At 32.7% G+C, this 26,367-nt stretch carries 21 protein-coding genes; 5 read left to right on the top strand and 16 right to left on the bottom strand.

What is annotated here, in order from left to right:
• Positions 1 to 49: 49 nt before the first annotated feature.
• From ROY99_06625 to ROY99_06560, 14 genes are all read right to left on the bottom strand, one after another.
• Positions 50 to 1,129: a hypothetical protein gene (locus tag ROY99_06625; protein ID MDT3696052.1), complete on the bottom strand. Its 1,080-nt coding sequence runs from the start codon at positions 1,127 to 1,129 to the stop codon at positions 50 to 52.
• Between the two features lie 40 nt (positions 1,130 to 1,169).
• Positions 1,170 to 1,922 (bottom strand): hypothetical protein, encoded by a 753-nt coding sequence (locus tag ROY99_06620; protein MDT3696051.1) that lies wholly within the window; start codon positions 1,920 to 1,922, stop codon positions 1,170 to 1,172.
• Positions 1,919 to 2,695 carry an acyl-ACP--UDP-N-acetylglucosamine O-acyltransferase gene (lpxA, locus tag ROY99_06615; GenBank protein ID MDT3696050.1) on the bottom strand — a complete coding sequence of 259 codons (777 nt, stop codon included), beginning with the start codon at positions 2,693 to 2,695 and terminating at the stop codon, positions 1,919 to 1,921. Before lpxA ends, ROY99_06620 begins: the two co-directional genes overlap by 4 nt.
• On the bottom strand, positions 2,696 to 4,108 hold the full coding sequence (locus tag ROY99_06610; protein MDT3696049.1) for a bifunctional UDP-3-O-[3-hydroxymyristoyl] N-acetylglucosamine deacetylase/3-hydroxyacyl-ACP dehydratase: 1,413 nt from the start codon (positions 4,106 to 4,108) through the stop codon (positions 2,696 to 2,698).
• Between the two features lie 90 nt (positions 4,109 to 4,198).
• Positions 4,199 to 5,236: a UDP-3-O-(3-hydroxymyristoyl)glucosamine N-acyltransferase gene (lpxD, locus tag ROY99_06605; protein MDT3696048.1), complete on the bottom strand. Its 1,038-nt coding sequence runs from the start codon at positions 5,234 to 5,236 to the stop codon at positions 4,199 to 4,201.
• 5 nt (positions 5,237 to 5,241) lie between these two features.
• Positions 5,242 to 5,754 carry an OmpH family outer membrane protein gene (locus ROY99_06600; GenBank protein ID MDT3696047.1) on the bottom strand — a complete coding sequence of 171 codons (513 nt, stop codon included), beginning with the start codon at positions 5,752 to 5,754 and terminating at the stop codon, positions 5,242 to 5,244.
• 99 nt (positions 5,755 to 5,853) lie between these two features.
• Entirely contained in the window at positions 5,854 to 6,378 is a 525-nt protein-coding gene (locus ROY99_06595) for an OmpH family outer membrane protein (protein ID MDT3696046.1), read from the bottom strand.
• Between the two features lie 38 nt (positions 6,379 to 6,416).
• Positions 6,417 to 8,918, bottom strand: a complete 2,502-nt coding sequence (gene bamA / locus ROY99_06590) for an outer membrane protein assembly factor BamA (GenBank protein ID MDT3696045.1) — start codon at positions 8,916 to 8,918, stop codon at positions 6,417 to 6,419.
• A 19-nt stretch (positions 8,919 to 8,937) separates the two neighbouring features.
• A complete protein-coding gene (locus ROY99_06585; GenBank protein ID MDT3696044.1) occupies positions 8,938 to 9,714 on the bottom strand; it encodes an isoprenyl transferase in 777 nt (258 codons plus the stop codon).
• 216 nt (positions 9,715 to 9,930) lie between these two features.
• The gene (locus ROY99_06580; protein MDT3696043.1) at positions 9,931 to 10,362 is read right to left on the bottom strand and encodes a hypothetical protein; all 432 of its coding nucleotides are present in this window, start codon (positions 10,360 to 10,362) and stop codon (positions 9,931 to 9,933) included.
• A 10-nt stretch (positions 10,363 to 10,372) separates the two neighbouring features.
• The gene (locus ROY99_06575) at positions 10,373 to 10,621 is read right to left on the bottom strand and encodes a hypothetical protein (GenBank protein ID MDT3696042.1); all 249 of its coding nucleotides are present in this window, start codon (positions 10,619 to 10,621) and stop codon (positions 10,373 to 10,375) included.
• Between the two features lie 11 nt (positions 10,622 to 10,632).
• A complete protein-coding gene (gene lexA, locus ROY99_06570) occupies positions 10,633 to 11,280 on the bottom strand; it encodes a transcriptional repressor LexA (protein MDT3696041.1) in 648 nt (215 codons plus the stop codon).
• Between the two features lie 238 nt (positions 11,281 to 11,518).
• The gene (locus ROY99_06565) at positions 11,519 to 12,607 is read right to left on the bottom strand and encodes a branched-chain amino acid aminotransferase (GenBank protein MDT3696040.1); all 1,089 of its coding nucleotides are present in this window, start codon (positions 12,605 to 12,607) and stop codon (positions 11,519 to 11,521) included.
• Positions 12,608 to 12,701: 94 nt separating this feature from the next.
• Complete coding sequence (locus ROY99_06560; protein MDT3696039.1) at positions 12,702 to 13,475, bottom strand: ABC transporter permease; 774 nt, start codon at positions 13,473 to 13,475, stop codon at positions 12,702 to 12,704.
• Positions 13,476 to 13,770: 295 nt separating this feature from the next.
• Here ROY99_06560 and ROY99_06555 point away from each other — a divergent pair, with 295 nt between their 5' ends.
• Positions 13,771 to 17,136, top strand: a complete 3,366-nt coding sequence (locus tag ROY99_06555; GenBank protein ID MDT3696038.1) for a PAS domain S-box protein — start codon at positions 13,771 to 13,773, stop codon at positions 17,134 to 17,136.
• A 52-nt stretch (positions 17,137 to 17,188) separates the two neighbouring features.
• Here ROY99_06555 and ROY99_06550 read toward each other — a convergent pair whose 3' ends face one another.
• Positions 17,189 to 19,276, bottom strand: a complete 2,088-nt coding sequence (locus tag ROY99_06550) for an alpha-amylase family glycosyl hydrolase (GenBank protein ID MDT3696037.1) — start codon at positions 19,274 to 19,276, stop codon at positions 17,189 to 17,191.
• Positions 19,277 to 19,368: 92 nt separating this feature from the next.
• Entirely contained in the window at positions 19,369 to 19,698 is a 330-nt protein-coding gene (locus ROY99_06545; protein MDT3696036.1) for a hypothetical protein, read from the bottom strand.
• A 382-nt stretch (positions 19,699 to 20,080) separates the two neighbouring features.
• Between ROY99_06545 and ROY99_06540 the strand changes: the two genes are divergently transcribed.
• The 4 genes from ROY99_06540 (at position 20,081) to ROY99_06525 (ending at position 26,290) form a co-directional block, all read left to right on the top strand.
• A complete protein-coding gene (locus ROY99_06540; GenBank protein MDT3696035.1) occupies positions 20,081 to 21,301 on the top strand; it encodes an aminotransferase class I/II-fold pyridoxal phosphate-dependent enzyme in 1,221 nt (406 codons plus the stop codon).
• A 227-nt stretch (positions 21,302 to 21,528) separates the two neighbouring features.
• Positions 21,529 to 22,431 carry an ATP-binding cassette domain-containing protein gene (locus ROY99_06535; protein ID MDT3696034.1) on the top strand — a complete coding sequence of 301 codons (903 nt, stop codon included), beginning with the start codon at positions 21,529 to 21,531 and terminating at the stop codon, positions 22,429 to 22,431.
• 1 nt (position 22,432) lies between these two features.
• Positions 22,433 to 23,698, top strand: a complete 1,266-nt coding sequence (locus ROY99_06530) for an ABC transporter permease (GenBank protein MDT3696033.1) — start codon at positions 22,433 to 22,435, stop codon at positions 23,696 to 23,698.
• An 84-nt stretch (positions 23,699 to 23,782) separates the two neighbouring features.
• The gene (locus tag ROY99_06525) at positions 23,783 to 26,290 is read left to right on the top strand and encodes a TonB-dependent receptor (GenBank protein ID MDT3696032.1); all 2,508 of its coding nucleotides are present in this window, start codon (positions 23,783 to 23,785) and stop codon (positions 26,288 to 26,290) included.
• Positions 26,291 to 26,367: the final 77 nt, after the last annotated feature.

Genomic DNA, 26,367 nt, shown 5'->3' with positions numbered 1-26,367 from the left:
ATAATTGATTTAAGCTTACTTAGTTTTATTTTGTTGAAATAGAAAAACCTTATTTTTGAAGTTTAGCAAATGAATTTGCAACTTTAAGTTTAATTAGTCCTTCTGCGCTTCCAATCCACAGATTTACTCCATCAAAATAGAGTGCGAATATATTTGAAGTAGTGAGTTTCAGTTCTGCCAGATCAATGGGTGTTACTTTTTTTGTTACACGATTAATCAGATACAATCCTTTACCGTATTCTTCCTTTTCATTTTTTTTAAATTCGTAAACAGCAGCCCAGATATAATTTCCGGTTCTTGTTAAACAATAAATTCCATTCCCTCCAAGTCCGTTTGATTTTGAAATCCTATCCCATTTTAATTTTCTATCCCAGATATAAATACCGCCGGGATTATAATCAGGTTGTTCCTTTGTAACAAATTCATCTGTAGCAAACCAAATTTCCTTAGGCATAAAAATAAAATCAGTAACTGAGACTGATGATCCTTCTGCATTAAAGTTACGTCCGCTATTTTTAAAATAAGACCAGGCTGATTTATTATCTATTTTTTGTTTGTTTAAGAATTTATGAACACCTGACTCTGCACCAAACCATACAACACTATCACCTTCAAACGAAATAGTATTAAAGTTGTTTGTTTTTTCATCACCATTCTGAACACGATTATAGTCAGTAAACTTGTTTGTTTTTACATCAAATACAGTAATATTTCTAAACCTTCCAATCCATAATCTGTTTTTCTTTTCATCAAAGGTCAAACTTCTAATCCAGTTACCAAACTCACCACCTTGAGCAAATTTTCTCTTAGTCCATTTTTTTGTTTTTTTAGAATAGATAAACAAACCTTCACTAGCACCTGCCCAGACAAAATCTTTACTTGCAGCTACACAATGGAAAAGATCATTTTCAAGGTTACTGGTTTTACTTGAATAGTTTGTCCATTTACCATCTTTAAGTGAATATTGATAAATACCCTGTCCGTACGTTGCAACCCACAAGTAGTTTCCTTCCTGTTTTATATCAGTAATTCTTGCACCTTCAAGAAACGACTGAACTTCTATCTGGGAAAAGTTCTCAGTGGTTAAAAGTATGCTGATTAAAATTATTATTTTTATTAAGAGATTCATTTGTTTTCAATAAGTGGGAAGTAATAAATAACAAAACTTTTCAGGAAATAAAACTAATTTCAAGTTCGGTCTGTTCCGTTTCTTCAAATTTACAATCGAAATGCTTTTCAAAACCTTTTTTAACAGACATACTTAGTCTGTTGTAATCAATATCTTTTTTTAGTTCTCGCTGCAGGTCAGTTGTTGCTCCAATTTCATTTGATATTTCTTTTTTCTGATCGTCATTAATTTTAAGATACTCAATAATATTCTGATAATAATTCCCGCATAATATTGATCCCTGCTGTAAAACTACATTATTAAATCTTCTTCGGGTGCTTCTTACAAGCTTTTTATCATTAAGATATATTTCACTCTTGGTGGAAAACTCATTGCCGATCTTATCATTATGAAATTCATCAGAGTTTGAAATGTTACTCCTGATTTCAATCGCACTTAACTTTGAATCAAATAAAATCAATCCTTTTCTAAGTGCCGTATTGATTTCATCAACAAAATTTTTTTTAGAAATACTATTACAAATTGTATAGATAACTGAAAAGGCTAATTCCATTGCGTGAATAAATGCACTACCCTCAGTTGGTCTTTGAACAACATCAACCATATTATACTTTGCTTTTTTAAGATCTATCTCATCCTCTGATTGATTAACTCCTAATGAGATACAGTAAGGATGCCACTGGTATAATCTCAGATACACATTATCTGGTTCAATATTTTCAGTCAAAAACAGATCAAAGTCCATATTGAAACTGCCGCTGTTCAAACCTGAGTTAAGGAACTTCCAATTCATTTCCCAATAATTCCTCTTTTGCTTGATTTCACAAAAGATATTATGTCTGCAGCATAATTATTATCTGATAATTCCGATTCAACTCTTACAAGTCCTTCGGATACATTTAATCCCGAGTTATAAATATAGTTGTAAGCTTTCTTTAATACTTCAATATCATTATTACTAAATCCTCTTCTTCTTAAACCAACTACATTCAATCCTTCAAACTTCATTGGTGCTCTTCCACAAAGAACAAATGGCGGAACATCTTTAACCGCTACAGAGTTAACACTCATCATAACGTGCTTACCAATATGACAGAACTGATGAATGCCGCACATTCCTCCTAAAATAGCCCAATCATCCACTTGAACATGTCCAGCAAGCTGAACTCCGTTTGCAAGAATAACATTATCACCAACAACACAATCATGAGCTACATGTGAATAAGCCATAATCAAACATCTGTTTCCAACTCTTGAAAATCCTGTTTCTTTCGTACCCCTGTGCATTGTTGCAAATTCATGAATTACTGTATCATCACCTATATAAAAATATGATGGCTCGTTTTCGAACTTTAAGTCTTGCGGAACATGCGCAATAGAAGCTGACTGTTTTATTTTAACTCTATTCCCAATTCTTGCACCATTGTAAATAACTGCCGATGGTCCGATCTGACAATCATTTCCAATTTCAACATCTTCTTCAATAATAGCGTAAGGTGCAACAGTAATATTATCACCAAGCTTAGCTTTACTGCTTACAATAGCGGTAGGATGAATATTATTCATTTATTCTTCAACTTTCTTTGGTCTGTCAACAATGCCAGCCATAAAATCTGCTTCAGCTACAAGCAAATCATCAACATAAACTTTACCAGCCATTGTAAATATCTTGGATTTTTTCTGCAGCAATTCAACTTCTAAAAACAATTGATCGCCGGGCACAACCGGTTTGCGGAATTTTGCATTGTTAATCTGCATAAAGTAAACCAGCTTTTCTTCAAAATCAGGAAGCGAGTTCAGTAACAGAATTCCACCTGTCTGAGCCATTGCTTCAATAATCAAAACACCAGGCATTACCGGCTGCCCTGGAAAATGTCCCTGGAAAAAAGGCTCATTTACTGTAACACATTTTACTCCAATTACTTTTTTCTCAACCTCAAGATGAACTATTTTATCAACCAATAAAAACGGATATCGGTGCGGAAGTATTCTGCTGATAGCATTAACATCAAATACAACACCTTCTTTTTTGACAAACTGAAATTTCTTTACAAGCTTTTTCTGCTGATAAAGTTTTCTTATTTGTCTTGCAAATTCAACATTTGCTTTATGTCCCGGTCTTGCTGCAAGAATCTGAGCCTTAATTGGCACACCGATTAATGCAAGGTCGCCGATTAAATCCAAAAGTTTATGTCTTACCGGTTCATTTTTATAACGAAGTTCTTTATTGTTTAAAATTCCTTTTTCGCCCAATATAAATTTATCTTTAATACCAATCCGCGCTCCAAGGTCATCAAGCTGCTTCTGATTTAACTGACGATCAACAATTACTACTGCATTATCAAGATCGCCGCCTTTTATTAAACCCTGATCAGCTAAATCCTCAACTTCACTTAGAAAACAAAAAGTTCTTGCAGATGCAAACTCTGTAACAAACTCTTTGTCAAGATCAAACAATCCTGTATGCTGACTGCCAAGAGCAGGATTTTGATAATCAACCATAACTGTTAATCTATATTTATCAAGTGGAAGAGCAACAATGTCAACCTGTCTTGCAGCATCTGAATACATTACTGTTTCATCAATAATAAGATAATCCTTAGGGGCATCCTGCTGCTCAATTCCTGCTTCCAATAAAGCATTAACATAGGATATTGCGCTGCCGTCACCGATTGGAGGTTCCATACCATCAAGCTCAACATTAATATTATCTATTTGGAGACCGGCTATTGCCGCTAAAACATGCTCTACTGTGTAAACTTTTGCCTCACCGATTCCAATTGTTGTACCTCTGGAAATATCAACAACATTATCTGCAATTGCAGGTATTTCCGGATTTCCACCAAGATCAACACGGATAAATTTTATCCCGGAATTAATTGGTGCGGGTTTAAAAGTCATTGTACATTCAGTACCTGTATGTAAACCAATTCCACTCAATGAAACTGGTTTCGAGATAGTTCTCTGAAGTTCTACCATTATTCTTCCATTTTTTTATAAAATTGATGAAAAAATAGCAAGATAGCTGACGAAATACAATCTGAAGTAAGATTGCATAGTGAATATAAATCAACCAAGCTTTTCTTTAAGCTTATTAATCTCTATCTGTAGTTCAGTTATTTTTTGTGCATAGTTTGGTAGGTTATGAACATGAGCGTTTAATTTTTGAGCAGTCTTTATATCTCTAACCGGTGAACCAAGATAATAGCCTGGCTTATTTATAGATTTAGAAACTCCTGATTGTGCAGTGATAACAACATTATCTGTCAGTTCAATATGTCCTACTAATCCAACCTGACCGGCAAGAATACAATGATTGCCAACTTTTGTACTGCCGGATATCCCGCTCTGGGCTGAGAGAACAGAGTGTTCACCAATTACAACATTATGCGCTATTTGAACAAGATTATCAATCTTGCAGCCCCGTTTAATAACAGTTGAACCAAAAGCTGCTCTATCAACAGAAACATTAGAACCGATTTCAACATCGTCTTCAATAATTACATTGCCTATCTGTGGAATCTTGATATACTCGCCTTTTTCATTTGTATTATAGCCAAAGCCATCGCTTCCAATTACTGAATTATTATGAATTGTTACATTGTTTCCAATGATACTATTTTCTCTAATACTGACATTCGAATAGATAACTGAATTATTTCCGATGCTTGTATTATCCATTATAGTTGAGTTATGAAGTATTATTGTATCATCGCCAATTGTGCAGCCGGCTGAGATTACAGTATATTTCCCGATGGATACATTTTTACCAAGTTTGGTTGTCGGATGTATAGATGCTGAAGGGTCAATACCAGAAATATTTATTCTTGGAGTAAAATACTTTCTGACGATATCAAAAAAAGCTTTATCGGGTGAATCACATTCAATATATGTAATATCATTACGGGTTTTATTAAATCCAGACTTAACAATTATAGCGCTTGCTTTTGTATCAGCGAAAAATTTTTCATAAGACGGCAGATAAAGAAAAGTAAGATCGCCTTTAACAGCTTCTTCAATCTTTGCTACATTATTTATTAAAACAGAATTATCCCCGGATATTTTTCCGTTGGTTAAAGTAGCAATTTCACTGATACTAATTTTCATCCGCTTTATTTCAGTTTAAGCCTATCCAAAACTTTAGAAGTCAAATCATATTTATCTTTTGCAAACAGTATCATTATGTCGCCGCTGCGGTCAAAAACAAAATCAAAATCCTCCTGTTCAGCTAATTCTTTTAGTGCAGTAAAGATCTTATTTTGTACAGGCTTCATAAGCTCATCCTGCTTTTGAAAAAGTTCGCCGTTAGTACCAAATTTCTTTTCACGGTATTGTGCCATCTGAGTTTCTAGCTGCACTAGTGCAGCTTCAGTTTCGGCGCGCGTTTGATCACTCATTATCAGCTTGCGTTTTTCATAATCGTCATACTTGGTTTTCCATTCATTCTCCATCTTATTTAATTCACCTTGCCACTCTTGTATCAAAGCATCAAGTTTTTGTCTTGCATCCTGAACATCCGGCAGTTGATCCATTATTGTATCAGAATCAATGTAACCTATTTTAAGCTGTGCAAAAGAGATCGAAGAAAGAAGAATAAAAATGGAAGTTATAAATATCTTTTTCATTTGCGGACCTGTGTTAATTTAACTTATCTAAAGATGTGAAATAAAACAATAAAGTTCTCTCCAAAAATTTATGGAGAGAACTTTTATCACTTAATAAAATCAATTTCCTCTTCTAAGTCTGTCCAAAACTTTAAATGTTATATCAAAAGCTGAGTCGGCATAAAGTAAAATAATATCTCCGCTCTTATCAAAAACAAACTGCATACTTTCTTCTTTAGCTACCTTTTCGATTGCAGCATAGATTTTAGCTTTTATCGGAGAAAACAGTTCTTCCTGCTTTTTATATATCTCACCAGTGCCTTGTGTAAATTTAGCACGTCTGAATTCAACAAGATTTTGTTCCATCATAACAATTTTCTGTTGAAATTCTGTCTTTTTTGCATCTGTCATCGTTTCAGCTTGTTTCTGATAATCAGCAATTGCTTGTTGATACGCCAGTGTCATTGAATCAATCTGAGCAGAATATTTATTAGTTAATGCATCCAAATCACCTTGAGCTTTTATTGCTTCAGAAAATTGTGTAAGTATTACTTCAGAGTCTATATAACCAAGTTTTAATTGAGATTGCGAAAATGAAATTGAACTTAAAACAATAAGCGTAAATACTAAAATGTAATTTTTCACTACTTTTCCTCGTCTTTTTAATGAATTATTTTTTTTAACTAAAAACCTTTTCCAAATTGAAAATGGAAAAGCCATTCAGGATCTTTTCCATCAGTAATTTTACGATCGAAGCCGTAACCAAGATCAAAACCTATAAGACCAATTGGGTTTATTAACAATCTTGCACCAACACCAATAGATCTTCGGAGGTCAAAAATATCTGTTTTCTGAAAACTTTCAAAAACATTTCCTGCTTCTGCAAATGCTAACAGCCATAAAGGTATTGGTTCTTGTATAACTGACAATCTGATTTCAGCCCCAAATTTAGCCATCACTTTACCGCCAATAACTTGCCCGGTTGCTGGATTAATAGGTCCTACTGTTCGATCGTCATAACCTCTCAGCGAGGTTGTAGCGATTATAAGTCCATTACCGCCCATATAAAAATATTCAAATGGCTGAATGTTTGTGCCTGCAACTATTTCATCAATATAACCTAAATCTGCAATTGTATATAAAGTGATCCGGTTTGAATTAAACAATCTACGATACCATTCAGCAGTAAATCCTATTTTAAGATAGTCAACATCACCGGGGAGTATAGCACTTCCTGAAAGCTCAATATCTAATTTTAACGATGAACCAATTGATGGGAAAATCGGATTATCAATATTTCTTCGTGTGATAAGTGCCCCAATAGAAAACTGATTACTTTTACCTTCACGATAATATCTTTGTCCTTCTATTACATTATTATACTGATATCTGAATCTTCCCTGAACATAGAAAAAGTCATCCGGCCATTTTAATCTTCTACCAACTCTTAAAGTACCGCCTGACTGTCTTAAATCATAAACATATTGTTGTCTGGTATCAAAAACTTCTACACCAACAGAAGTAGGAGTATCAAACATCCAGGGCTCAGTAAATCCTAATGTAAATGTTCGGTATAAACTACCAACACCAAACTGCCAGTTAAAACTAAGAACCTGCCCTCCGCCGAGTTTGAATGGCTCGGCTATTGAAAAGTTGGTTAAAGTTACACCAATAGCACCACTAAAACCAAAACTTCCGCTATAGCCAACAGATGCATTTAAATAGTCACTTGATTTTTCTTCAACTTTAAAACCAATATCAACTGTGCTGTCACTAGATAATTTTGTTGTAATTCCTTCTGGCCCATACAACTGTTCCACGCTAAAATACTGAAGATTAGCAAGATTTTGTACGCTTCTAAACAACAAACCACGATTAAAATAATCACCCGGGATGGCATATAATTCACGGCGAATTACTTTATCCTTAGTCTTATCATTTCCATAAATATCAACCCGTCCAATTCTAAACTGATTTCTTTCTTCAACTCTTATTGTAACATCAATAGAATCGTAATCAACCTTTGTTTCTTTTGTTTGAAGATTAAAGGTAAGATAGCCGTTATCCAAATAAAGAGCAGATACATCAGATTGTTTTTCGTTTCCTCTAAGATTTTGTTCAAATTTTTCCAGGTTATATACATCACCAGGAGCAAAGTCCAATCTTTCAGAAAGCACATTTGCAGGATATACTGTATTACCTTCCCAGATAATATTTCTAAGTTTGTATTGTGGTCCTTCATAAACATCCATAACAATATGCAAATCTTTTTTATCATCAGAATAGATTAAAGAATCTGATAAAATCTCCGCATCTCTGTAACCGTTTTTCTTATAAAAATTAATTATAAGCTCTTTATCTTTAGCATAATTTTTAGGGTCAAATTTTCCTCCGCCCCAAAACTTCCACCATTTCTTTACAGAAGTTTCATCCATCTCATCACGCAGATCGCTGTCATCAAAAGCTTCATTATTATTAAAAGAAATCTCACGAACCGTTACTTCTTCTCCCTCTTTAATAAGAAGCTTCAACAACAATCTCTCTTTAATTTTATTTATAAGATTGGACGATTTAACCTCATTCCCGCTATATTTAAGTTCATATTCATCTGCAAGATCAGAAACATTTCTCCATCTTACAAAAACATTTTCTCCGATAGTATCAGCAGTAAAATAATTATAGTATAGTGGAGTTATTATAGTATTAAAATATCCTTTTTCTTCATATAAACTGTTTATCCTCTGGACGAGTTTTGCAACTTCCTGCGGTTTAAGAATTGCGCCTCTTAAAAAAGTAATTTTCTTTTCTATATCACTTTCATCAATTTCATCATTCCCTTCAATTACAACCTTTTCAAGCCGCGAATATTCTTTAACCCTTATTATCAGAAAAACACCCTCATTTACTTTTTTATCAATTACTATTTGCACATCTGAAAAAATATTAAGTGCCCATAGATTTTTAATAGCTGTTATTGTTTTATCTCCGGGAACTTGTACTTCATCACCAATTTTTAATCCTGAAGCAACAATTATTGTACTTACATCTGAAGATTTATTACCCTCAACAGAAATTCCAAGAACCTTGTATGTTTCCCTTTGCTGAGCAGTTAAACTTATATTAAAAAATATAAATGAAATTATTAAAAAATATTTTATAGATCTGATTAGGGAGGAAATGAACATTCTTCGGACCTTTTTTCCTTTACTTCTTTTTTATTTGTTCGCTAACTTTGCCAAACCTTCTTTCTCTCTTCTGAAATACTTTAATTGCATCATATAAATCATATTCAGAGAAATCGGGCCAAAATGTTTCTGTAATTACAAACTCAGAATAAGCTATTTGCCAAAGTAAAAAATTACTAACTCTGAATTCACCACTGGTTCTAATGACTAAATCAGGGTCTGGAATGTCCTTAGTTGTTAGGAAAGAAGATACAAACTTTTCATCAATATCCTGTTCAGTAATTTTTCCATTTGCCGAAAGTTTTGAAATTTGTTTTATTGCCTCAAGTAATTCCCATCTTCCGCTGTAACTTAAAGCAAGATTTAATACCATCTTTTTGTTGTTTTTTGTTCTTTCAATATCAATTTTTAACTGCTTTTGAACTTCGGCTGGTAATGCATCCAAATCTCCGATGGTTTTAAGACGGATATCATTCTCATTTAGTTCATTAACCCTGTCTTTAAGGCTTTTAAGTAAAAGTCTCATTAGTGTTGATACTTCATCTTTGGGTCTTTTCCAGTTTTCAGTAGAAAAAGTGTAGAGAGTCAAAAACTTCACCCCAATTTCTGCACAAGCTTCTACAATTTCTTTAACTGTATCAACGCCTCTTTTGTGTCCGGCAACTCTCGGTAGTCCTCTTTTTTTTGCCCATCTCCCATTACCATCCATTATGATTGCAATGTGACGCGGAATATCACCTGATTTTTTTAGCTCTTCCTGAATATTTTTATCCTTAATGGAGTTCTTCTTCAGCAAATTCAATTCCTATTATTGATTTAGCGTGTAAAATTAGTTTTACCTTGCCTGAATGTCAAGGTAACTTACACTTAGTGATTCTAATTGGCAGGCGAAAAATAGCTGGTAGAATAGTAAAAAATATATGCTATTTGGGATGACCTTTTAAACAAACCGGATTTTATAGCGCCACGATTGTATTTATCAGTTTATTAAAACTATGAGTATAAATCACAATCAAGAAAACAAAACTTTTTCAGATTTTTTAGCCTCATAGGATGAAATATTATCTCTATAACTTATCTGAAATAGCTTTATGTTCTTCTTTGTATCAACATCTAATTCAGTAAGAAGAGTTCTGGCATTTTTTAAATTTAGTAATGTAACTCCAACAAAAAGCTGCACTTTTTTATTTGATCCTTTTAAGTGGCGATTGGCAAGATAAGCAAGTTTATTTTTAATCGCTACAGGATCATTAAATTCCTGATCACTTAAAGTAATTCCGATAGCCAGAGTATTTTTATACTTAGCTATTGCATCAACTTCAAATCCGCCAATTGCCGTTGGTTCCGGTAAATAAGTTCCAAACTTGCGAAACAAAGTTAAATAACCTTTTTTCCAGAACTCTTCAATCAGCATATCAACATCTTTTCTTCTATCATTATTCATTTTTTCCTCCTTATGAAGCCATTGGTATTATCGGAATAATTGGTGAAAATTTTCGTTTATCAAGCACTCTGATATTTGCAATCCTGTTATACGCAAACTTTTTAATTTCACTTGAGCCAGAAACTTTTCCATAAATTACTTTATTACCATTTTTTTCAGTCATTAAATAGTATGGTTCAATTAAGAACTCATTTAAACCATATAAAAACTGTAATCTATTTCTGTTTTTAATAGCTGTTTTAAATATTTCAGTTTTCATTTCATCTCCTATTAATTTATCCATCTGATAACGCCAGTAACTTTACCTACAATTGAAAACTCATTTTTATTTTTAACTATTATCGGTTGATAGCTTTTATTCTGAGGAATCAATTTTATTATGTTACTTTTATTCTCATAAATTTTTACTGTTACTTCATCTTCAAGGCGAGCAACTATCATATCTCCGTTTTTTACAGGTGCTTTTGGAGATATTACAACAAGATCCCCTTCAAATATTCCGGCTTCGATCATACTATCACCCTTTACTTTTAGTGCAAAGGAATCTTCATCCTTTTTTATAAAAGCCGGATCAATAACAATCGAGCCTTCAACATTTTCTTCAGCAGTTATTGGTGAACCGGCAGCAACTCTGCCTATTATTGGAATTTTAAATTTATTATTCACCTCTTGATAATTGATAACTTCCATCGATTCAATTTCATTTTTATTAATACTTATGCCACGGCTTGCATTACTTAAAATATTTAAATAACCTTTTTTAGTTAATGCTTCAAGATGTCTTTTTACCCCGAAAGTTGATAAAATATCAAACTTTCTTCCTATCTCTCGTAAAGTCGGCGGATAACCATTTTCTTGTTGGTATTCTTGAATGAAAATAAAAATTTTCTCTTGACGTTCAGTTAATTTCTTTTTCATAAATAGTGCTCATTTGTTTACTTCAAATATAGTGTGCAAATGTTCACTTGTCAAGGGATATTTAAAAAAAATTTGGGGGAGGGAATTGGTAGAAAAAATATTAACCGTATCTAAAGTGCAATAATAAACTGGTATTTGTCAAGATTAGAAAATATCAGTAAGAAAGTGCTTTTCTTATATAAAAAAAGAGACACCAACATTGCTGATGCCTCTTTATTTATTAATTGAAAATTAATGATCAGCTAATTGCAACATCTTTTTTTTCAACTTTACATATCCATCCGTGTTCATCTTCTTTTTCGCCGCGATGTATTCCTGTTAGTTCATTAAATAATTTGGTATCCAGTTCTCCGGACTGACCGTTATTAAGAATCATATTTTTGTCTTTATATGTAAGCCATCCAACAGAAGAAATTATAGCTGCTGTTCCAGTTCCGAAAACTCCTAGCAAGTCTCCTTTTTCATAAGATGAAATTACCTCATCTATCGAAATTGGTCTTTCAACAATATTCATTTTCCATTCTTTTAATATCTGAATGACTGATCTTCTGGTTACTCCTGGTAAGATCGAGCCATTTAAATTTGGTGTAGCAACTTCATTTTTAAAGTTAACAAAAATATTCATCGTGCCGACCTCTTCTAAATATTTCTGTTCAACACCATCAAGCCATAAAACCTGAGTAAAGCCTTTTCTAGCGGCTTCCTGTGTTGCTAACAAACTTGCTGCATAGTTAGCTGCAGTTTTACATTCTCCTAATCCTTTTCTAACTGCTCTAACGTAATCATCCTGCACTAAGATTTTAACTGGCTTAAATCCCTCAGGATAATAAGCACCAACAGGAGATAACACAATAACAAACTTATATTCAAAAGATGGTCTTACACCAAGTGCCGGATCAGTACCAAACATAAATGGTCTTATATAAAGTGCTTCTCCTCTGTTAGCGGGTATCCAATTGCTATCTATAGCAACCAACTCCTTTAATGCTTCCACAACAAAATCTACATCTACTTCGGGCATACAAATACGTTTTGCAGAATTATTTAGCCGCTGAATATGAACATCAGGACGAAATATTACTACTTCATCAGTAATAGTTTTGAATGCTTTCATGCCTTCAAAAATCGTTTGTCCATAATGAATAAAAGAAGTTGCAGGGTGCATTGGTAAAGATTCAATTGGTTTTATTGTTGGATTGTGCCAGCCTTTTTTAGGGTTATAATCCATTTCAAAAACATGATCGGTAAATATCTGACCGAAGCCAAGTTTTTCGGGCAATACAATTTTCTCTTCCCGTTCTTTGATAATATATTTAATTTGTTCCATTATTAGTTCCTTCCATTTAATTGGAGGTTATCAGAATTTTATTTGTTTAGAGTATAACTTTAATTTTATTATTTAAGTTTTATATACATTATTATTAAAATATCAGCATCCACAGCACATAATCGAGAATTAATATCAAGGCTGCAGATAAAACAAATGATCGTATGGTTGCTAATCCAACACCCTCAGCGCCACCAGTAGTTTTAAAACCTATATGACATCCAAGCAAAGCAGTTACTCCCCCGAAGAAAACTGTTTTTATCAATCCCGAAACAAGATCTGAAAAATTAAAGAATCTGTTTACCGAATTAAAAAAAACTGCGAATGAAACTCCTAAGAAATAATTTGAAACTATATAAGCTCCTAATACTGCAATTGTATTTGCAAAAACAACTAAGATCGGCATCATTACTACAGATGCTAAAAATCTTGGCATAGCTAAATATCTGACAGGACTAATTGCCATAGTTTCAAGTGCATCAATTTGTTCAGTTACTTTCATAGTCCCCAATTCAGCAGCAATTGAAGCCCCAACTCTTCCAGCAATTACAATGCCCGTTAAAACGGGTCCTAATTCAGTTATGATTGCTCTTGTTGTTGCGCCGCCGAGAAAAGAAAGTGGAGCTATTCCTTTCAATTGATAAGCAGCCTGCCAGGCAGAAACTGCCCCGGTAAAGATGGCAATTATCAAAACTAATGGAAGTGAGTTTACACCTATGTGTTCCATTTGATAAAGTATCAATCGTTTGCTTTTAGGAATCTGCCGGAAACTTTTGAAAATACCCCAAAACAAGTTGGAAATCTGACCAAATTCCTGAAAGAAATTCAGTGTTGTGCTGCCAATTTTTTGGAGAGTAACTGAAAACATTTTTTTCCTAATCTTATTGGCAAATTTAATTAATTTTATCTGAATTAGTTTTTAATTTAATATAATATTTTTACAATCTCTTTTTTGATTAACTATATAACAATACATTAACCCAAAACGAGACACGAATAGCAATAAAATTGTTATGCTGTCATTATAAAAAAGCACATTTTATAAACAAAATTTTCTCAATAATGGCATTATAATTACTGTAAGTTAGAAACGCTTTTATCGGCAAATTATGTTCAATTGGTAATAATTTATGTCTATCAAAAATTATTTTAAAATTTAAACTGTGGAAAACAAAACATTAAACTTAATTGATAGCGCACCTATTGCTATTTTATCATTTAATAAAAGTGGTGAGATTGATTTTGTTAATAAAGCTTTTTTTGATTTAGAACTTTTATATGGATTCGAAGTTCCATCAAACATTATTGGTACAAACATTTTTGACAAAGATTTATTAAATCATTTTCCTATTGGAACAGAACTAAATGATATACTAGGGGGAATCTCATTTGAAAAAGAATTTGATCTTGTTGATACTAAATCCAACGGTTTAATCCATCTGATAATTAAAGCCGCACCGATATATGATTCTGATGAAGTTATCGGAGGTATTGTAATTTTTGAGGATTTAAAAATCCTTGAGAAAACTAAAAAAGAAACCGCTATCAGAAATGATTTTATTGATAATGCAATCCATAATGTTTCTGATTTTTTTCTTGTTGTTGACAGGCTTAAACGAATCCAATTCTTTTCAAAGAATATACTGCATTATATTAACATACCCCCTAATCTTCTTCAAACTGCATCAATCGGAAGTTTATTCGACTCAGAAACTTCAAACATTGTAAAGGAATATCTTGAGTATTCCAGAAAAAACAGGATTGTTGTAAACGAAAAAATATCTTATGAGTTAAGAGGAATTAAAAAAGTTTTTGACTGCCGTTTCGTTCCGCAGGAAAACTATAAAAAAGATATTTCCTTTATTTATATTTTCTTCAAAGATATAACTGCTCAGGAGAGAGAAATTGATAATCTTTACAATGATGTTGGTAAACTTGAGATATATCATACTCTTTCTAAACAGACAAATGAAGGTGTGTTTGTAATTGATGCTGAAAATAAGATTGAATTCTGGGATGATAACTCTGCTATATTATTTGAATTAACCAAGGATGAAGCAACAGGTAATCAGGCATACAATGCTGTAAGTATATTATCACCTTCATTTCTCGATTCTTTAAGAATAAAACTTAATGAAAAAGGGCTGCACAAAATTGTTATCTCTTACTTTAACAGAAATAAAGAGAAAAAAACTTACGAAACTTACTTTACCTATTATGATGATTTTACAAAAAGAATTTTAGTTAAATGTATAGATATAAGTGATAAGATAACCTTTGAAGAAGGACTAAAACTATCATTAAAAAGTTTCAGAGATATTATTACTAAAGCTCCCGTTATGATCGCTAATGTTGATCAGGATGGGATGATTATCTTTACTAATCCAGCTTTTCAAAAGTATTTGGGATATACTGAAGAAGAGTTAATGTCCAAAAGTTTTTATGATTTAATTGACCGCCATTATATTGAAAACAATATTTTTGATTTCAGAGGTTTTTTAGGAGAAGAAACCAGACAAATAGAATTACCGCTGATAAACAAGTTAGGGGAAATCCTTCTGTTTAATGGCATATTCCATCCGAGTAAAGAAAATGAGAATCATATTCGTTCTTTTATCTGCTTTTTTACAAACATATCCGAAAATGTAGATAAAATAAATGAATCTAATTTATTTACTTCCATAGTCAATAATGCTTTTGACGGAATTGCATTAAGCATTGAAGGAAGAATAATATTAGCTAATGATGCATTTGCAAACATATTTGGATATGATAAAAATACAGATGTGTTAAATAAAGAGTTGATTGAGTTTTCTTCAAACGATGATATAATTAAAGTAGCCGAGTACTTTAGGATGTTTGAAAGAAAAAAAGACGTGCCTTCGCGTTTTGATTTTCTTGGTAAGAAAAAAGACGGCAGTAATATACATACGGAGTTTTCGGTGCGCTCTTTCCGAAGTAATGAGTTATCTTACATTGTGATTATTGCCAGAGATATTACAGAACGAATCAGAACTCAGAAAGCAATCCGTGAATCCGAAGAAAAATACAGAAATATTACCGAGAACATTGATGATTTTTTATTTACTTATGAAAGAATAGGTTTAACACTCAGACCAATATTTTGCACATCATCAATTCAAAAAGTAATTGGTTATACACAAACAGATTTTCTGACAGATTCAAAACTTATTTTAAAATCTGTACATCCTGATGATTTTCCTGCTATCAAACCAAAACTGGCAAATCTGCTTAAAAGCAGAATACAACTTTCAGGTGAGTTCGAGTTTAGAATTATTAACCGGCAGGGAAATATCGTATGGGTAAGGGCAAAAGTTAACCTTGTACGTTCCGGTACAGGAAGAATATTGAAAATGTTTGGCTTAGTAAGCGATGTAACATTCAGGAAAAGAGCCGAAGAAGAGCTTAAGAAATCAACCCAGAACCTTATTAAACTTAACGAAACAAAAGATAGGTTTATTTCAATTATATCTCACGATTTAAGAACGCCGTTCAGTTCAATACTTGGATTTACTGATCTTCTTGCAAATGATGATGAATTGTCTGAAGATGAAAAAAAGCAATATATAAAGTATATTCAGGAATCATCTCGTTCTATGCTTGCATTAGTTAATTCTTTATTGGATTGGACAAGATTACAAACCGGCAGAATCAAATTTGAACCTCAAAAACTCGACATATCAAAAATAATTATTGATTCGATAAATGCGTTATCAGGAATGGCTATTCAGAAAGGGATTGAAGTTACTTCTTTAGTAACCGACCCAATATATTTATTTGTAGATAAAAGTTTAATAAATCAGTTATTTAATAATCTTATTTCAAATGCAATTAAGTTTACAAATAAAGGCGGGTCAGTTAAGATTTTCTATGAAACTATAGAGAACTCAAGATTTTTAAAATTTACAGTTAAAGATACCGGCATCGGCATAAAAGAAGAAGATATTCCGAAACTTTTTAATGTTGATTCAAAATTTACTTCAGAGGGAACCGCCGGAGAAAAAGGCAGCGGACTTGGTTTAACATTAGTTAAAGAAATTATAGATAAACATGACGGAAACATTTTTGTAAAAAGTCAATTTGGTGTTGGAACAGAATTTATCTTTACCCTGCCGATAGCATCTTCAAATATCTTAATAGTTGATGATAATAAGACTGATCGATTACTTTATTCAAAAATATTAAAAAATATTTCTCCTGAATATAATGTTGAAGTAGCTTCAGATGGTAAAGAAGCTTTGCAAAAAATTATTTCATCACCACCTGCACTTGTAATTACTGATCATGCAATGCCTGTAATGAATGGTTATGAATTTGTTATCGAACTAAAGAAGTCCAACATTAAAGGTAAACCGCCGGTTATTGTTTTGAGCAGTGATATTGACAGATCAACTGTTAATGATTATACTGAATTGGGAATAGAGTATGTTTTTCACAAACCGGTTAATATAACCAGTTTTAAACTTGCAATTGAAAAGTCTTTGCAAAAAGGTTTACACAAAGATTAAATGTAATTGTTATCAGTTACTGTCAACTAATATTCCACATATTGATTTCAAATTATTTCTTTTTTAATACTAAACCTGCAGTGGTTGGGATTGTAATTATACCGTTTACAATGTTCAAAGCTTTTGTACCAGCTTTGTCTTTATTTACCAGAACTTCCCACTTCCCTTTTGGCAGATTAAATGTTACTTCTTTTAATGGGTGTGCATTGAACAAAACAATAAATTGTTCATCTTCATAATTTAATTCATAACAAAGAGCAAAATCATTTTCCTTAACTGAAATAAACTTAACATCATCATATTCAGCCTTTCTGAATGCTTTATATTTTTTCCTAAGCTCAATCAATCCTTTATAATAATCCAACAAATCGCTGTTAAGTTTAGTGTGGTTATAATTAATATAATTCACTTCATTATCTTTATCATAGGTGTTGTGATCAATCATTCCGCGATTAGGATCATTTTGATTTGTCAGAGGGATAACCTTGCTTCTGGCAAATTCCTGTCCGCTATGAATCATAATCATTCCGCGTGATGTAAGCAAAAATAAAGCACCGAGTTTATTTAGCTTAAGTTGAGTTTGAGTAAGTTTTGCATTTGCATCAACATCTTTAATTATTTCATCCGGTTTAACATCACCAAGTCCAATCCTGATAAAATCACCAAATGTATAACCATCGTGCGATTCAAGATAATTTACTGAATGACCGGGTTTTTGAAATAACCCCAAACTGTCTTTTGTTAAAGTTCCGTTAACATAACTTTTAATTCTCTGCGGCGAATTATTTCCATACCAGTTTCCGAATATCCAGCCATGTCCGTTAATTGGATTTTCACCTTTTATCCCGTTCCTTATTTGGTCATTCCAGGCACCCCATCCGCGCAAAGAAAATCCATTTGGATCATATCCGCCGCCCCATGGTTCGCAGACAAAAACAACATCTGGATTTATTTTTTTTGCATTATAAATTATTGTTTCAATTGTCTGCCAATCAATCATTCTTCCTAAATCAAACCGGAAACCATCAATATGATATTCTTTCATCCAGTATAAAACACTTTCAACAATCAGTCTTCTTAACATCGGAGCTTCTGTCCTAAGATCGTTTCCGCAGCCGCTTACTTCGCAATAGCTGCCATCAGGATTTAATCTAAAATAATATTCTTTATCAATTTCTTTCAGGTTACCGAATTCATATTCAGAAAGATGATTGTAAACAACATCCATTATAACTGCTATATTTTCTTTATGAAATGCTTTAACCATATCCTTAAAATCAGAAACTGCTTTTGCATCTGCTCCGCTCCATTTATTCATTTCAATTTTACGGACATTTTCAGCATAGTATGATTCAGGTGCAAAAAATGCAGCAGTCATATACCCCCAATGATTTCTTTCATAAGGATTCCAGGTATTAAATTTTCCTTTCAATGAATCTTTAAATGGGATTTCTACGTTAGCAAATTCCTGTGATGGTAAAAGTTCTATAGTATTTACACCAAGATTTTTAATATAATCTATTCCACCGGTTTTACCTTTTTCGATTAACCCCTGATAAGTTCCTCTTTGTGCTGCACCGGATGAAGAATGTTCCGTCATATCTCTGATGTGCATTTCATATACAATAATATCACGCCAGTCTCTTTGTACCCAATTATCATTCTGCCAATCATAGTTATTGTCTTTTATAATAATCCCTTTTCTTGGAGTAAAGTATGTATTATAACTTGCAACTGCTTTTGCATAAGGGTCAAGACAAAACACAGCATCTTTGTTTTTATGTTTTACATTAAACCCATAAAATTTTTCATAAAGCTCTTCATCAAGTGCAACTTCCCACACAGCATTTTCATCCCGTGTCATTTCATATTCTTTGCCCTTTGCATCATCAACTTTATCAAAAATTACAAGCGAAACTTTTTCAGCATTTGGAGTAAATAGTCTGAAATAAGTTTTTCCATTTTCTGTAAATGCACCAAGTTTTTTATCAGAGTAATACTTATCAAGTTCATTTTGTTTTGATTGATACTCTATTTGGTCTTTTGTACTAGTTTTTGATTTATCAATTATATACACTGAGCTTCCTAAAAAAATTATTGTAACTGATATTATTATCGGTTTTGCGAAAAAAATTTTCATATCCAATATGTTGATAATTATATGTTAAACTGATTTTTATACTTTATTTAAATCATAACTGAATAATTGCATTATCTAAACAATCAGATATTCTATTCTGAATAAATCTCGCCATCTACTACAGGCGTAACACAAATAAGCGGGTTTTCAGCAACATTAAAACTCTGAAATATATCCTCGAATAACTGAAAGTGCAGTCCGCGCTTTTCAAGTTTATGAAATTTGTTATAACTCATAAACTCACCGTTTTTATCTGTCGGGGCATCAAACACAACAGCTTTCTTATAATCTTCTTTCACTCGTGATTTAAGAAATTCAATTTTTCTATCATCTCCACCCTCCATCTCATAAGAAACAACTTTGAAAGCTTCTACAATACCGCTGTTTATGATTAGATAAATATTTAAAATGATTTCATTCAATTTAAAAGTAAATTTTCTGCTGCAGAAATTTAGTAAACAGAAATGGTTTGAGGAAAATATTTTTTTAAGTAATTCCGGCTGCCTGTAGAATTATGATAAACATCAGGAACATTAATGTTTTTAACAATTTCTATCTACTATCAAAATCTTATTGCATTTTAAACAATGATTTGTGTTATAGTTTAATTACTCAGCAAACAAGAGCGGGTACCGAACCTGCAACAGAATATTTTAATTCTGAATTATCAACCAGTAATTAACAAGTTAATTTATTATGAATTTTTTGTGTTAATTAAATGTGATTCTAAAAATCATTCCCTCCCTTTCAATAATTTTACCTAATTTTGTGTAGTATTTTATTAAACTTATAACGGGAAAAGATATGAAAGATCATAAAAAAACAGATTTTCAGACAAAGTGCGTCCATTCCGGCATTGATGAATATGAGCACGGTTCGGTGGTTCCGCCAATTTATCAAACTTCTACTTTTAAATTTAAGTCTGCTCAACATGGAGCATCACTTTTTGCTGGTGAAGAAAAGGGTTATATCTACACACGATTGTTGAACCCGACTATTGAAGCTATGGAAAATGCAATTGCTGAGCTTGAAGGCGGGCATAAAGCATTAGGATGCGGAAGCGGAATGGCTGCTGTTCATACAATCTTTGCAGCTTTAACACAATCCGGAGATCATGTTGTTTGTTCATCTGCAGTTTACGGACCAACAACAACTTTGTTAAACACAATTATGAAAAAGTATGGGGTTGAAACTACTTTTGTTGATACTTCAAATCTTGATGAAGTTAGAAAAGCAGTTAAACCTAACACAAAAGTTATCTATGTTGAAACTCCCGGCAATCCAACTCTTTGCATTACTGACCTTGAGGAAATTTCTAAGATTGCTAAAAAAGCTAATGCAAAAGTAGTTGTTGATAACACATTTATGAGTCCTGCATTACAAAATCCAATTGCTTTCGGTGCTGATGTGGTAATGCATAGTTTAACAAAATTCTTAAACGGTCATGCTGATGTTGTCGGGGGAATTATTGTTGTTAAAGATGAAGAAACTTATCAACACTTCCGAAAGACCTTAAATCAGATTGGCGGAGTTATTGACCCATTCAATTCATTTCTTGTCCATCGTGGTTTAAAAACTCTTGCAATCAGGATGGAAAGACATTGTGAAAATGCACAAACAATTGCTGAATGGCTTGAGAAACACCCTCTTGTAGAATCGATCAGCTATCCGGGATTGAAATCTCATCCTCAATACAATACCGGATTAAAGCAGCACAAAGGTCCCGGTGGAATGATAACCTTTGAACTTAAAGGCGGTATCGAAGCAGGCAGAGTTATGATGAACACAGTAAGATTATTTCAGCTTGCAGTTAGTCTGGGCGGAGTAGAAAGTTTAATTCAGCATCCGGCAAGTATGACGCACTTTACTATGGGTAAAGAAGCAAGATTATCAGGTGGAATTACAGACGGATTAGTCCGTATTTCTGTTGGAATTGAAAATGTAAATGATCTTATTGATGATCTTGAGCAGTCATTAAAGAAAGTGGAAGAAGCGAACATTAAGGATATTCAGATTAATGTTTAAGTTGGGTGAAAATATTATAAACTTAGTCAAATCTTTTTTCTTTGCACTCTTTGCATGAAATGAATTTTTCATGCAAAGTCTGCAGAGATCATTTTTTAAGAACTGAATATTTACTCCTTTATTATCACTTCAATTAAAATTATTTAAGCGGATAAAATTTTACTTAAACGGTGCAGTTGTTAACTTTTGAGTAATTAAATTGCATTTCAAATTTTTTGAGACAAATAATGAATGTATTGGAAGTTAAAGACCTTACCAAAAGGTTTAATAGTTTAACAGCAGTTGATAAAGCATCATTTTCAGTTGAAGATGGTGAAGTGTTTGGGCTTATCGGAAGAAACGGCGCCGGTAAAACAACTACCATCAGAATGATACTTAATATTTATTTCCCTGATGAAGGAGAAGTTTTATTCAAAGGAGAAAAAACCAAACAAAACTTCAAAGATATTGTCGGATATCTGCCTGAAGAAAGAGGACTTTACAAGAAGATGAAAGTAATTGATATGCTTTTATTTCTTGCTGAATTAAAAGGGAAAAAAGGACAGGAGGTTCTTAAATCCGCAATAGAATATCTTGATAAATTTGATCTGGCTGACAGAAAAAACTCAAAAGTGGAAGACCTTTCAAAAGGTAATCAGCAAAAGGTGCAGTTTATCGGAACAATCCTGCACGATCCGGATTTCCTTATATTCGATGAACCATTTGCCGGGCTTGATCCTATCAATACAAATATTATAAAAGAAATAATTCTTGAGATGAAACAAAAAGGAAAAGTAGTGATCTTTTCAACTCATCTTATGGAGTTTGCAGAAAAAATGTGCGATTCAATCGCAATGATAGATAAGGGAAAAATAATTTTAAATGGAAAATTGAGCGATATAAAATCCAGATTTGCCAGCCGAAATGTTAGTCTAAGTTACAGCGGAAATATTTCTTTCTTAAAAAATAATAATCTGATTGAAAGTATAGAAAATTTTGGGAATTCAACCGGTATCAGATTAAAGGATAACCATACTGATCAGCAATTGTTAAAACTTCTTGTTGAAAACAACATTGTAATAAAGAAATTCAATGTAGATGAGATTTCGCTGCACGAAATTTTTGTTTCACTTGCCGGAAAGGAATCATAAGATGTTCAATAGAAGAACACTTGCAATAATAAAACGTGAATTAAAGACAAAACTTTTCAGTAAGTCTTTTATAATAATGACTCTGCTTGTACCCTTGTTTATGATATTGGTTTTTTCAATTCAGTATTTTATTCAGTCAATGGCAGGAGAACAAAAATCAGATTTGATAATAGTTTCAGATTCAGGTGAAATACTAAACAAAGTTCAGAACGAACTTTTTAATACCGATGCTTTCAAATCCGGTGATCTGACATCATTTACTGAAAAAGTTGAGTTAAGCCAGTTTGAAGAAAAGCTCAAAGAACATAAATCTAATTTACTGAATCAGCGCATTACAGGATTGGTTTTTATTCCCTCTTCTGCTCTTCAATCAAAAGAGGTTAGCTATTATTCTTATAATCCGAATAACTCTGCCTTATTTTACAAGATAAAACCCTCTATAAATAAAGCTTTGATCGAAATCTATTTTGCCAGCAAACAGTTAACTGAAGACGAAATAAAATTTGCAAGAAAAGATGTGGATATCAGCGGATTCAGAATTACTTCTGATGAAAAAATTGCTCAGGAAGGTTACGGTAACAGGATTGCAATGGTGCTTTTTTCGTTTTTACTTTATATGGCTTTGTTGTTCTCAGGCTCAATGACTATGAATGCAGTAGTAGAAGAAAAAAACAACAAGATTGTAGAAGTACTCCTCTCATCGGCAAGCAGCACAGAATTATTAGCCGGAAAAATATTAGGTACTGTAATAATTGAATTAATCCAAATGGCTATTTGGCTGAGCCCGGTTCTTTTACTAATCACTACAAGCTGGTTTCTGATTCCACCGGAATTTATGCCGCAGATGAGTATAGAATATATTCTATACTTTCTGTTTAACTATGGACTTGCATTAATAACCTATGTAGCATTATATGCTACAGTAGGGGCAATCTTTGACAATCCACAAGATGCACAATCGGGTATCTGGCCTTTAATGATGCTGATAATGATTCCATTTTTTATTGCACTAAGTATGGAATCAAACTCACAAACTCTGTTTGCAGTAGTTGCATCACTGTTTCCTTTTTCTTCGCTGATAGTAATGCCAGCAAGAATGATTTTGGTAGAAGTACCGGTTTGGCAGATAATACTTTCTATAGTAATAAATGTCTTGGTTTTATTAGGAATATTCAAACTTGCCGGAAAGATATATAGAATCGGAATCTTACTTACAGGTAAAAAGCCAAAATGGTCTGAGGTATTCAGATGGTTAAGAGCTAGTTAACTTCTTTAAACAAATGCTTCTGTATTATATCTCTTTTTAGAAGTGTTTAACTGTGATTGTTGTTAAACCTTATATTGGATTTTTTTGTCTAATTTTGAAATGGTAATTAAAAATTTAGAAATGGTTAAATCGTATATGAATTTTATTAAAGCAGCAGTTGTTATATCTATTATATTTAGTTCTATCACACTCTCGCAAAATCAAACAGGAAGAAATTTTCCGGGCGCGGTATCAAACGGCAAGATTACCGGAAAACTAATTGATGCTCAAACAAACCAGATTATTGAATATGGCAATGTTGTATTATTCAGTGTTAAGGATTCATCAATGGTAAATGGAACTATAACTGATAAAGATGGAAAATTTAAATTAGAAAACCTGCCTTTTGGTCAATACTATATCAAGGTTTCATATATAGGTTACGCAGCAAGGTTTATTGACAGTATAGGAATTAATCCAAGGACAGCAGAAGTTGATCTTGGAACAATTACCATTGATGAACAATCAATAGTGCTTGGAAATGTTTTGGTAACCGGTCAAAAAGAAATGGTAATTAATAACCTGGATAAAAAAGTAATAAATGTTGATAAGGATTTAACCAGTACGGGCGGTTCTGCTGTTGATGTAGTGGGTAACATTCCATCTGTAACAGTTGACCTTGATGGAAATGTAAGTTACCGGGGAAATCAGAACATTACTATTCTAATTGACGGGAAACCAAGCACTCTTGTCGGAGCAAGCAACAGTGATATTTTAAACAGCATACCGGCAACTCAGATTGAATCAATTGAGCTTGTAACAAATCCTTCTGCAAGATATGAACCCGATGGAACTTCGGGCATTTTAAATATTATCCTCAAAAAAAGAATTGACGGCGGATTAAATGGAAATATTAGTGTTAATGTTGGAACAAAGGATAAATATAATTCATCCATCAATCTTAATTACAGAACACCTTACTTCAATTTTTTCGGCTCGTATGATAACAGACTATCGCGCAGCAGAAATGAAGGAAATTCCCTAAGAACAAGTAATATCAATAATAGTTTGTCTTATCTGAGCACATTAAGTAATGGAATGTTCAAATTCGGTTCACATAATGTTTCTGCTGGCTTTGATTATCTCTACGATGATTTTAGCACTTTTACTTTTACTTACAGGTTCAGGGATTTTGGTTTTGGCGGTGATAATAGAAACTCGAATTCAAATTTAAATCACTTAAATCAATTGAATAGTTATTTCGAAAGATACAGTGATTCTGACAGGGATATGAACGGAAACAGTTATTCATTCAGTTACAGAAGAACATTTGAACAAAAAGGTGCTGAGTTAACTGCTGATGTAATTCTGGGTAAAAATAGAATGAGCCGTGAGGAAAATATTACTCAAAAGAATTTTGATCTGAATCTTGATCCATTAAATGAAAATCTTCAACAAGGTATTTCAAGTAATTCAAATGTACGCTGGACAATTCAATCGAATTATACAAATCCGATCGAAGGCTTTGGCAGAATTGAGACCGGATTTAAAATCAATCTGCAGGATCTTAATTCCAAAAACAATTACCTTGATTTCAATTCATCTTCAGGAAATTGGATAAACAATCCTTTACGAGAAACTAATTTTAATTACAATGAACAAGTTTATGCTGCTTATGGGATCTACTCAAACAACATTGATAAATTTCAGTATCAGCTAGGACTTAGAGCCGAGCAGGCTAATATTGACGGAAGTGAATTGACTACTTCTATAAAGTTTAATAAAAACTATTTTGCTTTGTATCCAACTATTCATTTTGTTCAGGGCTTACCTTATGATATGGAAGTTCAACTAAGTTACAGCAGAAGAGTTCAGAGACCCTGGAATAATATGCTTAATCCTTATGTTGATAGATCAGATTCTTTAAATATTCAATATGGTAATCCAGAGCTTAATCCCGAATATGTTAATTCATTTGATCTCGGTTATTCAAAATTCTTCGGCAAGATCGCTTTAACATCATCCTTCTTTTACAAATATACCAATGATGTTATTACAAGCTTTACAACACTGCGGGATGATGGCGTTACAGAAACAACCTGGCGAAACCTGGCAAAGAGCAGTTCTTATGGTATTGAATTAACAACTTCTCTTCCATTGGTTGACTGGTTAAGGATTAACGGAAGCTTTTCATATTTTAATACTAAGTTTGATGGAATGGATATTTCTACCAATGATAACAGCTGGATAAGTAAACTTAATACTACTTTTATGTTGTCAAAGGATTTTAATTTTCAGATAAATGCAAATTATAATTCACCTATTCTTACAGCTCAGCGAAAAATTAAAGAACTATTTTCAGCCGACTTCGCAGTAAAGAAAGATTTTCTAGACGGGCAACTTTCTGTTACATTCAGAGTTAGCGATATTTTTAATACGCGTAAAATGGATTCTGAAACTTTCGGGAATAACTTCTTTACATCAAGCTACAGAAAAATGGAATCACGGGTCGCATATCTTGGTGTAAGCTACCGCTTAAATCCGGGTAACGGAAATAAAGAGAGGGACAGAGAGAAACGAAACATTGAGGATGACTCGATGAATGAATTTTAATTTTCGATTTTTTATCAAACCCAATTTGCTGAATAAATTGGGTTTTTTATTTTAACCAAATAATCACTGCATAAAAA

Origin of the sequence: Ignavibacterium sp., assembly GCA_032027145.1 — a bacterium.
Lineage (GTDB): Bacteria > Bacteroidota > Ignavibacteria > Ignavibacteriales > Ignavibacteriaceae > IGN3.
Note: the sequence above shows the minus strand (reverse complement) of the source record. Positions and strands in the feature narration are given on the sequence as shown.

What these genes read in the sequence shown, in the direction of transcription:
- lpxA (MDT3696050.1), bottom strand. Translation starts at nt 2,695, where the DNA reads ATGAATAATATTCATCCTACCGCTATTGTAAGCAGTAAAGCTAAGCTT.
- ROY99_06610 (MDT3696049.1), bottom strand. Translation starts at nt 4,108, where the DNA reads ATGGTAGAACTTCAGAGAACTATCTCGAAACCAGTTTCATTGAGTGGA.
- ROY99_06620 (MDT3696051.1), bottom strand. Translation starts at nt 1,922, where the DNA reads ATGAATTGGAAGTTCCTTAACTCAGGTTTGAACAGCGGCAGTTTCAAT.
- lexA (MDT3696041.1), bottom strand. Translation starts at nt 11,280, where the DNA reads ATGAAAAAGAAATTAACTGAACGTCAAGAGAAAATTTTTATTTTCATT.
- ROY99_06600 (MDT3696047.1), bottom strand. Translation starts at nt 5,754, where the DNA reads ATGAAAAAGATATTTATAACTTCCATTTTTATTCTTCTTTCTTCGATC.
- ROY99_06580 (MDT3696043.1), bottom strand. Translation starts at nt 10,362, where the DNA reads ATGAATAATGATAGAAGAAAAGATGTTGATATGCTGATTGAAGAGTTC.
- lpxD (MDT3696048.1), bottom strand. Translation starts at nt 5,236, where the DNA reads ATGAAAATTAGTATCAGTGAAATTGCTACTTTAACCAACGGAAAAATA.
- ROY99_06575 (MDT3696042.1), bottom strand. Translation starts at nt 10,621, where the DNA reads ATGAAAACTGAAATATTTAAAACAGCTATTAAAAACAGAAATAGATTA.
- ROY99_06560 (MDT3696039.1), bottom strand. Translation starts at nt 13,475, where the DNA reads ATGTTTTCAGTTACTCTCCAAAAAATTGGCAGCACAACACTGAATTTC.
- bamA (MDT3696045.1), bottom strand. Translation starts at nt 8,918, where the DNA reads ATGTTCATTTCCTCCCTAATCAGATCTATAAAATATTTTTTAATAATT.
- ROY99_06535 (MDT3696034.1), top strand. Translation starts at nt 21,529, where the DNA reads ATGAATGTATTGGAAGTTAAAGACCTTACCAAAAGGTTTAATAGTTTA.
- ROY99_06565 (MDT3696040.1), bottom strand. Translation starts at nt 12,607, where the DNA reads ATGGAACAAATTAAATATATTATCAAAGAACGGGAAGAGAAAATTGTA.
- ROY99_06530 (MDT3696033.1), top strand. Translation starts at nt 22,433, where the DNA reads ATGTTCAATAGAAGAACACTTGCAATAATAAAACGTGAATTAAAGACA.
- ROY99_06625 (MDT3696052.1), bottom strand. Translation starts at nt 1,129, where the DNA reads ATGAATCTCTTAATAAAAATAATAATTTTAATCAGCATACTTTTAACC.
- ROY99_06550 (MDT3696037.1), bottom strand. Translation starts at nt 19,276, where the DNA reads ATGAAAATTTTTTTCGCAAAACCGATAATAATATCAGTTACAATAATT.
- ROY99_06540 (MDT3696035.1), top strand. Translation starts at nt 20,081, where the DNA reads ATGAAAGATCATAAAAAAACAGATTTTCAGACAAAGTGCGTCCATTCC.